This is a genomic window from Geotalea uraniireducens (genome assembly GCF_027943965.1).
Lineage (GTDB): Bacteria > Desulfobacterota > Desulfuromonadia > Geobacterales > Geobacteraceae > Geobacter > Geobacter uraniireducens.
The window spans coordinates 1723403-1737862 of the sequence record NZ_AP027151.1 but is presented as its reverse complement, the minus strand read 5'-3'; the positions used below and the strand labels follow the sequence as shown (position 1 = coordinate 1737862).

Here is a 14460-nt window from a genome sequence, read left to right as displayed (position 1 = left end):
TGAGCCCACTCCCGGGCACGCTGGTATCGTTCTAGCTGGCTTGCCGTTGGCAGCTGGCCACTGGTCATGGCGCTTGACGCTTCCAGTAGCTCCTGAAGCGCTGCCAGTAAATCTTCGTAATCAACCACAAATGTCCTCCATTAGCTGAATAGTATGCTTAAGTTCTTTGGGAAAATGACTGAATATCGATGATTGACATACGACTGAGGCATTTTGTCTCATCATTTATGCTGATGGTGGCAAGTAAATAATCTCTGCCACCGGCACTTCCCACTGCTCACACTGACATCGGGAACGGTACTCTTCACCTGAATCGTCGGCATGCCTCCGTACCATGGCGAGAATCGATATTTTTTCTATGCAAGCAAGCAGGTTGCGCCATTTGTCCGAAGCCTTCTTCGACAATCTTGCAACCGGCAATCCCTGGATATCGCATAAGACGATGTTGTCCCCCTTCAGCATAGCAGTCAGCGGGTCACCCGCCTGAAGTTTGCTGAGATGCTTGTGCATCTGATCCTCAGCCGTTTTGTAGCCGGCAAAATCCAGGAACAAATCCTCCATGCCCAGGATGTCATACTTGCGACGCAACACATGCTCTTCTGGGCGCTGTTCACATGGAGGTTCGCGTCTGAAAAGGAAATCTCCATCGATTAGGCTGGCATGAGGATTAGGCGCGTCAGCACGCTCGAAGAGGCAAAGCGTTTCTTTTGCACGTGTCATGGCGACATAATAGATACGCCGTTCCTCCTCCTGTTCCTGCTGATTCTTGCCCCGGGTCCATCCGCCGCCAGGCACAAACACATGGGAATACTCCATACCCTTGGCTGAATGAACCGTACTCAGAAAAATCCCCTCACCGACCGACTGCTCGCGACACTGTTCAGCAAGCGCTTCATACACGAACTCAATAAAATAAGACATCGGGAGTTGAGCATTGGCGCCGATCTCGTCACGCAGATCCTGAATGATGCCACGCAGGAGATCCCACCAGGCATTTGTCGTTCTTCCGGTAAGTTCGTCAATAAGCGACGATATGTTTGCCGCCGTCATCAACTCGTCATGCCGTGCTTTCAACTCGGTAACCAACTGCCGTACTTCACGAATACGATACAATGGCGGTGTCTTCTCCCGATCAATCCCCCAAATTATCGGAATGCTGTGCAGTTCACATAAGGCTCGAATCGGCGCCAGCTCTTCCCTTGTCCTGGCAAGTACGGCGCAATCAGACCAGTTAAGCGAGGGGTTTCGGTGCTTAAGCCGTGACAGTTCTCCAACAAGGGCAACAGCCTGATGTGCGGCATCGGCCACCTTCAGCAATTGGACACGACCTTGCGCGACAGGATCAAGATCTTTCCAAGGGCCTCCTGCCGGGAGACGTTCCCGCCCTTTATTGATCCGGATGGCGTGCTCGGTTTTCATTCGGTCACGGTTGTGTCCAATGAGCGTATTCGCAGCAGCAATGATGTGGGCTGAAGAACGATAGTTCTCAACAAGGTAGAAGGTCTTTGCCTGGTAATCTGACTGGAATCGCCTGATAAATTCAACATTGGCACCGCGGAAGGTATAGATATTCTGGTCATCGTCACCAACCGCCAGAAGTGCTAGCTTACTGTCGGGATCGCCCAGGGTCCTGCCGGCGATGGCTGAAATCAACTGGTACTGGTCCTGGTCGATATCCTGGTATTCATCAACCAGGATATAGCGATATCCAGCCAACAGCCGTTCCCGAAGCTCATCACGTTCCAGGCCCGTAAAATCCGCTTCTCCATTCAATAGTCGCACTGCATCCGGAATCACCGTCTTGAAATCATCCGTGTCTACTTTTTTTCGTTCAGCCCGCTCGGCAAAAGATGAGCCGGTCAGTCGCATGGCAAGACTATGGTAGGTCTGGACGGTAACACCTTTTGCATCGGGGCCTACCAGATCAAGCAGCCTACGGCGCAAGCTATTTGCGGCATTGCGGTTGAAACAGAGAATCAAGATACTACGGGGCTGGGCACGCTTCACTCGCAACAAGTAGGCGCAGCGGTGAGCAACAACCCGGGTTTTGCCGGAACCTGGTCCGGCCAGCACCAACATGTTCTCATCAGGCAGTGCTGCAACGACTGCTACCTGAACCGGATTAGCCAGGTTGTCGACAATGCGATGATAGGATGCCTGACTTGTTGCTCTGTCGATGACATCCTTACGCCCTGAGAAATAACGTTGTACGAAGGCAGTCCGGTCCATGGTGAAATATGCAGAGACCAGATTGATCGCCTGCTGTATCTTTTCAAGCCCAAGCTTTGCGTATTCATTCATGACATGGACTTGGAAGATACGTTCCCGATAATGCTGCTCAAGGGGGCTGAAGTCCCCCTTACTGTAACGGCGCTTGCCTTCCTCCGGCACAATGCGGATCGTCATGGCCTGCCGGAAGACAGCAAGTCCTTGCTGAAGGATAATGACCTGCTGTTCGTGAAGGAACATGAGCGCGCGATCAATGGCGCCGAGCACATCCTTGATCTGGCCACTCAGAAAGAGATCCTCGCGCAATGCCTGCGAAATATCGTCGATGGCGAAGTTCACCAACAGTTCAGCACTGGGAGCAGAGTTATCCGGAATTTTTGCGTACAGGGCATCCAGTGCCACCCGGGCGACAGCGCGTCTCCGGTCGGCAGTGGTTGTAAGTGCTGACCAGTCACGATTCAACTTGACGCGATAGTGATCCTGTCCCAGATAGCGAAATTCAAGACTGCCACGATTACCTGCCAATCCCTTGCCGTCAAAAGAGAGGCTTTTCAGAAGATTGCGCAATGACTCCGGGATGCATTCATGCCCTGCATCAACCATCTTTTGATTCAGGCGTCTCAAGGAAAGATCGAGCCATCCCTCGGCATCCGGTTCTGCTTCCTGCATGGCTTTGAGCATTGCCTGTTCCAGTGAGCAGACCTTGTCGAATCTCAACCGGGAATGATCAGCGACCTTGTACCGGACAAAAGCGTTCAGCAGAACGCCCTGCTTGATCAGGCCAGCCTCGGTCATTTCATGCAGGACCCGCAGTACGGTCTTCGTATCACTGGCAACCGTACGCGGCTCCGGTGCATCACCCGGCTGCGGCTTGAATTCCGGGAGTTCAGCCAGTTCATCAGCACTCATCCCCTCATTCTGGCGGGCATTGAACAATGCTGTCAGTACCGCGAGCCAGCGTTTTTTCTGCTTATCCGGAAGATTCAATGCAGCGATTTTTTGTTCAGCCTCTTCCAGATTCCTGACTAATGGCTGCCCTTGAAAAACCCTGGTGTTGTTCTGGTTCCGTTCTACCATTCCAGCCCGCTCAAGCCAGGCAATGGCGGTCTTGACCTTGGTATCCGCCATCTGATCTTCACTGGTAAAACCCGTCTGAACATGCTCGTCCCGCAACAGTTCACCGGTAGTGATGACTATCTCGTTATCCTTGCTCCGTTTGGCCCGGCGCAGCCCGCGCAGTATCTGGCTGATATCGTGCTGACTGAGCTGTGACATGGCCCCAAGCTGAAACTGGGTCTCAATGTCCTGCTCGCTGTAAAGCAGCACGCACTCTGCATCCCTGGTATCCCTGCCGGCCCTGCCTGCCTCTTGAATGTAATTTTCAAGGGAGCCGGGGATATTCGCGTGTATCACCAACCGGACATTGTCCTTGTCGATCCCCATCCCGAAGGCGTTGGTGGCACAGATGACCTGCGTCTTGCCGCTTATGAAATCATCCTGAACTCGACGCTTTTCAGGAACTTCAAGACCGGCATGGTAAGCCTCGACCGACCATCCCTTCTTCAGCAGGAAATCCCTGATGTTTTCCGTCTCTTTACGAGTTGCTGCATACACAACAACAGAGCCCATCTCGGGCTGCGGCAGCCGGTCAGCGATAATTTCGTGGATAGACTCATAGCGCTCGGCGCCCTGAATCAACCGAACCTCGAAAGAGAGGTTCTTCCGTTCTACGCCCCCCTCGAACACCTCCAGCTCCTGCCCGAGTTCCCGTCTGAAATGGTCGGTGATCTCCTCCATTACGTCACGCTTGGCGGTCGCGGTGAAACAGGCAATCGGCGGGATCGGTGTCTGCTGTTTCTGGGCAAATTCGCGGATGAATCGGGCGGCAAAGAGATAATCCGGACGGAAATCATGCCCCCACTTCGAGAGACAGTGTGCTTCGTCGAAGACCCAGCAGCCAATTTCCCGTTGGCTGATGGCATCGGAAAGTGACTTGTTGCGAAGTTGTTCAGGGGAAACGTAAAGAATGGCAATATCGCCCAGTCTCACGCGTTCCAATACGTCTCCACGCTCCGGTGGAGTCAACATGCCGTAGATGGCGGCGGAAAACATGGTGCCAGTTTTAGACGCCAAGCCGTCCACTTGATCCTTCATCAATGCCTGCAAGGGGGAAATGACGATGGTAAGGAGTCCACGGCGGAAATTGCGTGCCAGTGCCGGAATCTGGTAGCACAGTGACTTGCCGCCCCCAGTCGGGAGAATGGCTAATTGAGGCTTGTCGCTCATACCGAAGCGTACAATCGCCTCCTGAAGGCTTGTACCGTCATCCGTGGCCGGCGTTGAACGGTATTCCGGATAGCCAAAGAATTTTTGTAACTGGCGTACAGGATTATGAATTGTCTGACACCACTCGCAGGTGGGGCTGTTACAAGGCACATCCCGCAGCTCGCGAAGGATCGGCACGATATCATGAAATCGATGGCGTACCCAGGGAGGCAGTACTGAATTATGGCCGGCAACCGTTAACCAGGCAAGACAGTAGGCAAGAGCCGGCCGCTTGTCTGGATGCAGGAGGTATTTGAGGGAAACCATGGCGGTGGCTGACTCGCATGCTTTTCCCCTTGAGTGGTTCTGAAAAATGGTGAAGGCTTCGTTTTCTGACACCTGCTTGGCGCCAAGTGCAGTAAAAACGTCGTTCAATCCGCTGCTATGGAGTGATGATCTGCTGTTCTCCTCAAAGCAGTACCGATAAAAAGAGAGGATATCTTCCTTGGAGTTGCCGATAGCAATGAAGCTGGCCCACTGATCTCCGAAGACTGAAGCCGCCAGTCGCGCATCGGCAACCGGGTCATTGATCGAGTCCCGGACCAGCTTGTAGTCCTTCACCAAACGATGGTAAGGATTTTCCGGAAATGCGAGGGGGGAAAGATACAGGGTATCTACGACAGGTTTGTGCAAAAGACGGAGATCTGGCGCCAGAGACTCAACGACGGGAAAGTCATGGCCCAGGAGATTGTGGCCAAGAACGAAATCTGCACCAGAGACAAATATGTCCAGCTCTTTCAACGCAGTTTGGTGGTCGAAGCGTCCTTTTCGTTCAAATGTCTGTCCGGAATATACAGCACCGATATGATAGAGCTTGCTGCCATCGGCTTCAAGGTCCAGTAACACGCATTTATACAAAAAGTCATCTTTAGTCAACTTCTCTCCAAAACAACAAAAATTTGTAATTATGGTTTTTGCTCTATTCCCAAATGTAATATCCGAAACATCAATTTTTTCTTCAGGATAGACTTTATTGATATCAGCTAGTTACCATTTTTAATTCTGTTCACATTCGAGTCAGAGCAGTAAGACTAATATCTATTTAACTTTCTTCCCATTTCGTACCGCATCCTTAGTTAGATCACTCGGGCGAAGTCGTCTACCGGGGACCTTGATGATCACGACAATGCGTGGTTCATTCTCACCTTTGCGCACAACCTCTTCAACTCCGACTAGTGTGCTAATATGCGGTGTACCTTCAGAACGTATCTCTGTAAGGTCAAGAACTAGAAGAAATCCAAGGCGTATGCTTACGTTCTGGTAGTCAGTCGCTTGCGCAGCGTAAGCCTTTACCAGTGAAGGGAAGGAACTATCGCGTAACTCTCGCTTCACCTCTGTTACCAGTCTCTCTCCTCCAAATGTAAATCGGAGATCAGCCCGGCCACTTCCTACATTGTTAACTTCAATTTCAGTTCCTGCCATCAGCCCAAAAGCAAATTCAAAGAAGTCTGACTGAAGCTCACTTTCAGCAGGCAGAGTGCCACCATCACGTTCGAAAAGATATGAGATGCGTGGATTTGTCCCCTGTGTTATTTCGAGTCGATTGTTCAAAAAACGGACGCTCCAAACTAGCACTGCATCGAAAAGTTTCTTCCCTGACACATTCTCGTTGTACTCGCTGCATCTTGCCACTTTTCCCAAAATGGACTCTATAATTGACATTTCGGCACCGGACATATTAGCAAGATGGACCGTCAAAGCATTTGCTACTGCTTTTTGTGCAGCAAAATTTATCACCCGTGGAATACTGGCCAGTTCGAGAAGAGCGGCGATTGATGGCCTCGCAGTCGCCGCCTCAGTAGGGTTGGAAGTGACACCTGAAGTAATGACAGCATCAACTCGCTGAATGAGTTCCTTCGCTTGTTCTGCCCATTTTTCATCAATATGCCGAGTTGCCCATTGCTTGAGGGCATAGAATTGACCATCTGATTTTGCAAGGGTTGCCTCGATGCGAGGGCGGACCAGTTCCTCCACTCCACCATCGACTCCACGGCGCAGAATGCTTCGACTAGCCGTGTAAGCGCTGATCAGATACTCTTCAACAACAACCGCAGGTTCCCACCAGCTGGGCTCATCAAGAGAGGTGGCCAGTTTCTGCAGCTTGATTATCATAAGTTCCCATTGTACAACCTCTGCGAATCGAGCCCCGAGCCAGATGGGAACGTTCGAAGACGAATGCCAAGCCTTCAAAGCAAAGGCATTCTGTGATAGTCCCTCCGCTAAGTCATTAATGTGAACAGCCGGTTCTTCCCGAGAGAAAGAGAGGATTGTCTCGACACACTGGCGATAAAGATTGGCGTCGGGGCGCTCTTCGCGGTCTACTTCGGACCGTGAGAACCAGTATCGTGCAGCCTCAAGGGCTTCGTTGGCTTCTTTTCTCGTTTTGGAGTCAACTCCATCTACGAGCCGTGCCATTCCCATCTCAAATGAGGCTTCGTCTGCAGCGCCGTCAACTTCTGTGAGATCCCTCAATTTGTCTTTCAACCCACTTTCCCGCCAATGTGAGTACGCTACACCTATAACCTTTGCGGCTCTGGCTAGATAAATGGAATCGTCGTTTTTCTCCACTCCAAGAAGATGGGACATCAGTCTAAGCTGTCGTCGCCTGTCGTTCGCGGCCCAACGCAACGCACCATCAAGCGCAGCAGCCCGAGACATAGGAGCGATCTTACGATTATCCGACAAGTCGAGAAACCGGTTAAAACAGCGATCATTTTTGTTTTCGAGCAACGGAGAAATTTGGTCTACAATGTCAACTGCCTTGATAAGGGTAAAGTCATAAGTGGTTTTTTCGATGCATTGGCAGACGAATTCGCACAAATCCTCACGGACCTCTGCTGTTGCGGACGGAAGTGCTTCACAAACAAGCTCCAGGAATGCTGGCATCAATGGTGACAGCGCTAGAGTGTCGGCTACTTCAAGCAGTCCAGGCGGACCACCGAACATTTCAAGAAAGGGGTGAGTACCGCTTTCCAAGGCACTGACCATAATTTGCTCAAAAGAATGCATCTCAACGACTCCCTACCAGAGAGGTTCGTGACCCGTAGCATACTGCAACCTTTGTTTGGAAACGTGCCCGGTTATGGCTGGAGAAGCAAGTGCTGCGATGAAGACTTGCAAATGCGGAAGTTCTTTAGAAACCTCCACAAGCCCACTGATGAGCTCTTCCAAGTCTTCAAGAGTAACCTCATGAGCACCAGGGGAGTCAATCATGAGCAAACCAGGGTGTCGCCCCAAGCCTTTAGCTTCCGCCACACTAAGCATCGCTAATACCGCAGCGACTTTCAACCTCAGCTTTTCACCTGCAGTGACCTTGCTGTAAGACGTTACCCTCCCACCTTTAACTAAAGGCAACGAAGCATTCCCTTTCAATTCTGCGTCTGAAAGATTTACCATTCCGAAGCGCTGAGCGTATTTAACAATTTTTGTGGATACGTCCTTCAATAATTCTACCTGAATGGCCTTAACCCGCCTGTCTGTCTCAGCAACAGCCGCATCAATAACCTGAGCCTTCTGATTTATTCCCTCTTCCTCGGGCTCTGGATCGAAAGCTGCCTCTTCCAGCCGAGCTTCGAGCATTCGTACATCAATCTCAAGTTCGCGCCGTTTCGCAAATGAGCCGAGCTTGTTTTCAAGTTCTACACACTTAGTCCTAAATGTAGATTTTTCTTGCTCAAGAATTTCAAGGTTTTTCTTAATTTCGAAATACTCTTTCTGAACTTTTTCAAGGGCAGATTTGGATGCCTTCACCCTATGTTCAATAGCAGCTTTAGCCTCATGGACATCGGCTTCAGAGGTTATTGATTCGCCGCAGACCGAGCAAGCATGGTGCGTCTTTTCCTGCTTCTTTCGTTCTTGAGTGATGGCTGTATCACAACGAGGACAGAAGCTGGGGTCGAGCATCCTGAAAACTTGACAGGCAGCCTCTGCATCATTAAACGTTTGAAGCTCGCGACGGTCATCGGCATATTCTTGTTCAGCAAGCTTTGAAGCTCTATCTGCTTTCTCAAGTCGATCCTCCAGCATTCTTGACGAGCGAATTCTGATGGCAAGCTCATTGTTAGATTTCGAGAGGTCTTCGCGAATTTTTTCGTCAGAAGGGATTGATGCCAGATTCTTACGTTTAACCTCTAGCTCTTTAATTATGCTATCAGTGCGGGTCTTTCTAACAGTAGCAGCAGATTTTCTTCTCCTGTCTCTGGATTCTTTTTCCCTGCTCATCGCCTGTTGCGCTGTCTTTGCATTAGATAAGGTTGATATCCATGGAAGTCCAAGATACATCTGCATGAGCTTCGTAGATAGTCCACCAGCATACACATCACCCAACAGCGATGAATAATCCGTACCGATAAACATGGCCCCCGACAACCAAGGCCATTCATGTGTTACTGCTTTGCCACCTTCCTCTTCGGAACCGCCTAGCCAAAGTGTAACCGGTTCAAGCGATAGCTCACGAAGGAAAAAATCTGACATAACCGCCTCAAATTCGTCATCAGACTCAAAGGTAGCTAGTTGACGATTGCTTTCTCCATCAATTCTTACAAGCTTGCCAATGACCCCACCTGTAGTCTTGGCCTGAACCTCATGTCCCACACCATCGAAGTCGAAAGTGACACTCACATCGGTAATCCAGCTTCGAACGTCCCGCTGAAGATTTTCAGACGGTCTACCTCGCAACATCCACCGAACTACTTCTATGACGGTAGACTTACCCTTAAGATTGGACTCAGTCACAAGTGCCCAAAGACCCGTGTTCAAGTTGCTCCAATTAAACTCGAATGGTCCCTGCTCGGCAGGCCCCTCCTTCTCACCCGAGAACCTAATACGGCGTAGCAGCAAACGCCTGGGGGTGGCTATTACTGGAGAAGGGCGGATCTGGCAGGCTGAAAGGATCTCCTCTGTTATCCCCTTATCAACTCCAGCCTTCTCAGAAATAGCTATCGCCCATTCCTTGCTCTGGTTCTGCCGTAATGCACACATACCTTCCCTCCAGTATCGGTCAGTGTTCAGCTTTCAGCAGTTCGAACCTTGCTCGGACCCTGCTAGAAATGGATGGAATGACACCACCAAACTGTGTTTCGGCATATTCCACCTGTAGGTATTGTTTCTCCTTCAGCGCTTTTCCACCTAAACCCTTGGCAATCTCAGCAACTAATTCTGAACGAATCGCGTACCAGCCTAATACAGGAAATTCGGCGATGATACTGGCTGCAAGATGGATGGCTGAGGGCATGACTAGGAAATGTGTCTCACGTACCTTATCGCCAGACTTCACGCCAGTGATCCTTACCAAGTCTCTTGAGCGAAGCAATGAGACAGTATCATCAAGGCGTTCATAGGCACCAAAACGGTATCGTAACATCGGAACACGCCTGATGTCAGGCTCTTCATCGGCGAAGATTTTTTCAACTTCCTCAAGGAATTTCTCATTACCATCTTGCTCAAATTTATTCAGAAGTTCATCGGCCAGATAATCAGGATTCCGCATCCAAAAATCAAAAGCGTGTAATTTAGCTTCCCCACGAAATATCGCCACAGCGCCGGTTGGATCAGGCGTAAGTAGATATTCGCTGCCCTTGATAAGGATGAAAAGAATTCTTATGGCATCTCTGTATGGTGAACGGTCGACCATCTGGGTTTATTCCTCCTGTGCAAGCTAATAAACCATATATAACGTACTATAAACTTATGGTCTTATTATTCCCCCAGTTGTATCATCTGGTCGGTGATCTCGGTGAAGGCAACATCATGGCTGATTAGGAAGAGCTGGTCGTACCAGTGATCGGTCACCTCTTCCTTCCCATGATCGATTGCCCGGAACGCCTGGGCGAGGTTCTCGCGCCGTGATACGTCGAGATTGGAGGTAGGCTCATCGAAAAATGCCACCCGGGCGCCGATGGTTTGCAGCAGGGCCAGGCGAAGCGCAACGACGGCACTCATGGTCTGTCCACCGGAGAGCTGGTCATCAGAGCGCTCACGCACTTCGCCGTTAACCATGTCACGAAGGATGATCCTGTAGTCGTCCCCCCAGATCAGCTCCTCGTCAGCTTCTGATATCGTTCGATAGATGCGGTCGGCACGGAGGGTTATCTCTTCCCGGAATCGCTCGGAAAGCTGGGCTGAGACGTTCTTGAAGACCTTGTTGCGGAGGAATTTGACAAGATCTTCCTTTTTTCGGAGATCCCGCGCCTCTTCTTGCTTCTTACGGATCTCCTCCTGAACCTTCTCCAGTTCGGCAATTTCTGACGCCAGACGTTGCCGGTTCTGGTCAAGGTTTTTCAGGCTCTCTTTCAGAGTCGCTTCGGATGCTTGCAGCGTCTCCTTCTTCTGTTGCTGTTCGGCATGCCCCTCGGGTGAATAATCCTTTTCTATTTCTTGCAAACTACTCTCTTTTGCAGCCTGATCCCGCTCCAGATCTGCAAGACGCTTCTTATACTTCTCCAGCGTTTCATGCCGCTTCGGCAGGTCTTTCGCTATCGGCTCGGCCTGAAGGTAACGTTCGTGGTCGGGCTGTGAAAGACGACGTTCCTCCTCGGCTTCGCGAATGCCGGTCTCAACGTCTTGATACGCAGCCAGCAATTCCATTTTCTGCAGTTTCTCGCGTTCCGTCTTCTCGGCCGTCTCGCGCTGGAGTTTAGCGGTATTCTTTCTTTGCTCGATACGCTTACCCGCTTCAGAGAACTCCTGTAAGCGACGCTCAAGCTCATAGATTCGGGCATCAGCCTTCGCCCTGTCTGTCCTGACAGCTGCAAGTGGCTTCTCCGCAGTGGTCATCATGTTGCCGATGATAGTTGTTACCGCAGACGTAACATCATGGCAGCAGATTTCCCATGCTTCAAGGGAGACAAGCTGTGCGGATGGTTCTCCCGAGAAGACTACGGGCTTAAGCGTTTCAACCGTCTGCCGACAATTGTCGAGTTGGTGTTCTTCCACCCAGTTACCAAAGGTTGCGGCAATGCCGGCAGGGTCCAGTTGTCGGAGGTATTCTTCCCGCTCTTTATCTTTCGCGTTCCGCTCCTTTTCCAGACTGGCAATCTCGGCACGAAGCAACCGGAATTTTTCCATCTCTTTTCCTGCAGCCTCTGCTGCAGCAATCTTGACTTCCATTACGGAAATGGCTGCCTCAATAGTCGCTATCTCACTTTCGATCTGCTGCCTTCGCTCCGGGAAAACCTCCAGAGACTGCTTGCCATCCATGTTCCCGCATGGTTCGCTAAAGAACGGACAGCTGCCCTCACGCAGTTTCTCTTCTCCCTCCGTCAACCCGGCCATTTTGCCCAAGAGCCGGGCTTTCTCTCCGAGCAAAATTTCACGCTCCTTGCGAAGGGGCTCCAGTGTCGCGGCGGCAGCCTTCCATTCCTCCTCGGCCTGGAGTTGGATTTTCTTTTCATGAATACTGCTATCGAGTTCCACCAGTCTCCCGAGAGTCACCCGGATGTACGGCACGTGGGTATCGATCTTCACCAGCGGAAGATTCCGGAACTGCTCTTCGATTCTCTTCACCTGATCGACTGCGGACTGACAGCGCGTTTCTTCCTCAATCAGCTTTGTCAGGTTCTGACGCAGATCGTTCTCTTCGGATAAGGCTGATTTTCGATCCTCCTGGAGCTTCTTCTCCTGGAGAGCTGCTTCGCTTTCTTCGTGGTCGGCGGACTGACTTGCCGAAGTTGCCTGAAGGTTTAGATCATTGATTTCCTTATCCAGTGCCTGTTTCGTCTTCTCACGATCTCGGAGCTCCTGAAGCCTCTTTTCGGCGGACTCGTAGCGTTCTTTGCCGGGTCGAGCCTGTTCAGCGGTCCGAGCAGCCGTCTCAGCCTGTTCAACCAACGCCTTTTGAGTGGTTATGTGCTCGCTTCCAGAAACAATGCTCTGTTTCACTTGGGCAATTTCGCTGCGAAGTCGCTCGACTCCGTTTTTCTTTTCCTCAAGGGCTTGAAGCAGCGCGACTACAACGACGAGATCCGCGGTAACCCCTTTCAGCTCGCTTCCCTTCTTCTCCTCATCCAGAACCAAGGCTGTGAGTTCTTCCTGTCGCTGCGGGAGACAGGCGATACGCTCTTCCTTCCCGGCAATATCTGTCTCTAGGTTTGCGAGCTTCGCCTTGATAATGTTCCCCAGTTCCTTCGTGCCGTCGAAGGTCTTGCGCCAGGAGTCGATCCCAAGGATCTCGTCAAAATCTTCTTTACGCTTCGTGGTCTGCTTCTTGACAAATGGCCCGAGGAACTCGCTCTGGAAAGGCCCGATCACCAGCTTGAACTGCTCGGCTAGGGATCTTCCCCTGGAGAGCCCGAGAAGTTCCCGAATCCGTTCTTCAGTCTCCTCGCCCCCGGCATGATCTTCGACCTCGAAAATGCCGCCTATGTCCTTTGCCAGCCGCCAGGTTGCCGGTGTCCCCACAGTCCGTGTCACACGGTAGTTGTCGCCATCGCTGGCGGCGAAGGTGACGGATATTTCTCCTCGTTTGGCCCCGATGGTGAGGAAACGATCAACATTGGAAACGAAATCCCGAGCATCGACGCCGAAGAGGGCATAGCCGATAGCCTCGAAAACCGTGCTCTTGCCCACGCCATTCGGACCGGAGAGGACGTTGATGCCGGGGGAGAAGACAAGCTCCGTGTCCCGATGGGACTTGATGTTCTTAAGGTGGATCGAAAGTATCTGCATCATTTCAAGAGAGCAAAAAGCTCTTCTCCCTCAGTGTCGCCTTTCAGCACCTGGTCGCGGATGGCTGTTGCCAGCGACACGAGCTCGTCCTCTTTCCCTTTCCATGCGCTGTTGGCTCCGATCAATTCATGCAGGACATCACGTTCGATCTCTTCCAGGTTCCGTCGTTCAGTTTCTTCCAACCCTCTTCCCGTCACCAGGGACAGGTGATTCTTGATCTCGACGTGCAGCGGATCGGCCAACTCTTCGACAAGGGATCGCAGCCGCTCGCGCCCCAACTCAAAAGGATGGAACCGGACGCGGCCGGTGACTTTCATCTCGATCAGGGGCCGCTCGCCCACCCCATTCAGTTTTTCAGCCAGTTGATCCCGCAAATGGTTCAGAGCCTGATCAACGCTTTCGGCTCCATCCAGACTTACGGATACCGATTTCATTGGACGGGGGGCTGTCCGACGGAATTCCGTTGCATATTTGCAGTCAGCAACAGTGACAAGCCAGTACCCTTTGTCATACCCTTCCTCGCCAAAATTTACTCGTTCTGGTGAACCGGGGTTAAAAGCATACGACCGACCGTCTGGTGTTTCGATGACATACGGTTTGTGACCATGACCCAAGGCCACGTAGTCAAAGACATCGGCAAGCGGCAGAGACTCCGCCGGTTGCATGTTGCCGATCTCAACCGGTGAAAAGGTCCAGACTCCGACATGGAAGAGGAGGATATTATTCTTCGTCTCCACCGCCTCGCAGATGCGCGGCACATGAACACCCGCTTGGGCACCAATGTAACCGAGGCCATAGATGTTGAGCCCATTGATCTCTATGTGGCCGCCCATGCCGGTTTCCGGGTCGAACTGATCGAAGCGATAGCCGCCGTTATCTGTTCTGGTTGGACGCAGGAGATGGATATATCCCATCTGTGATAGCGCCTCCATCCAGGAGATGCTATCGCGGCGGTGAATCCAGTCATGGTTTCCCTCCACGGTAATGCAGGGGATGTTGGCGTCCTTCAGGGGTTGCAGGGTTTCAATTGTGCGAGCGAAGGTACGAGGGAGGATCTGGCCGGTGTGAAACAGATCACCGGCAATCAGGACAAAATCTACTTGTTCGCAGATGGCATCAGACACAATGCTGCCAAGCATGCGAAAGAAGTCCTCGTACCGTTCGGCTTCACCGGCAGAGGTGCGGTAAGTTTTGCCGAGATGGATATCGGATGTGTGGATAAAGCGCATTTGGTTTTCACCT

The 14460-nt window shown here is 51.5% G+C and carries 6 protein-coding genes; all 6 read right to left on the bottom strand.

All coding sequences use genetic code 11. The annotated features are described in order from the left end of the window. Positions 1–225 precede the first annotated feature (225 nt). The 6 genes from QMN23_RS08155 to QMN23_RS08130 all read right to left on the bottom strand — a co-directional run bounded on the left by QMN23_RS08155 (position 226) and on the right by QMN23_RS08130 (position 14447). Entirely contained in the window at positions 226–5430 is a 5205-nt protein-coding gene (locus QMN23_RS08155; RefSeq protein ID WP_282003288.1) for a RecQ family ATP-dependent DNA helicase, read from the bottom strand. 162 nt (positions 5431–5592) lie between these two features. Then, positions 5593–7563: a hypothetical protein gene (locus QMN23_RS08150; protein ID WP_282003286.1), complete on the bottom strand. Its 1971-nt coding sequence runs from the start codon at positions 7561–7563 to the stop codon at positions 5593–5595. Positions 7564–7575: 12 nt separating this feature from the next. Next, positions 7576–9534: a hypothetical protein gene (locus tag QMN23_RS08145; protein ID WP_282003284.1), complete on the bottom strand. Its 1959-nt coding sequence runs from the start codon at positions 9532–9534 to the stop codon at positions 7576–7578. A 19-nt stretch (positions 9535–9553) separates the two neighbouring features. Next, positions 9554–10186 carry a hypothetical protein gene (locus QMN23_RS08140; protein WP_282003283.1) on the bottom strand — a complete coding sequence of 211 codons (633 nt, stop codon included), beginning with the start codon at positions 10184–10186 and terminating at the stop codon, positions 9554–9556. 65 nt (positions 10187–10251) lie between these two features. Then, complete coding sequence (locus QMN23_RS08135) at positions 10252–13221, bottom strand: AAA family ATPase (RefSeq protein WP_282003282.1); 2970 nt, start codon at positions 13219–13221, stop codon at positions 10252–10254. Beyond that, complete coding sequence (locus QMN23_RS08130) at positions 13218–14447, bottom strand: metallophosphoesterase family protein (protein WP_282003281.1); 1230 nt, start codon at positions 14445–14447, stop codon at positions 13218–13220. The genes QMN23_RS08135 and QMN23_RS08130 overlap by 4 nt, the downstream gene beginning before the upstream one ends. Between the last annotated feature and the right edge of the window lie 13 nt (positions 14448–14460).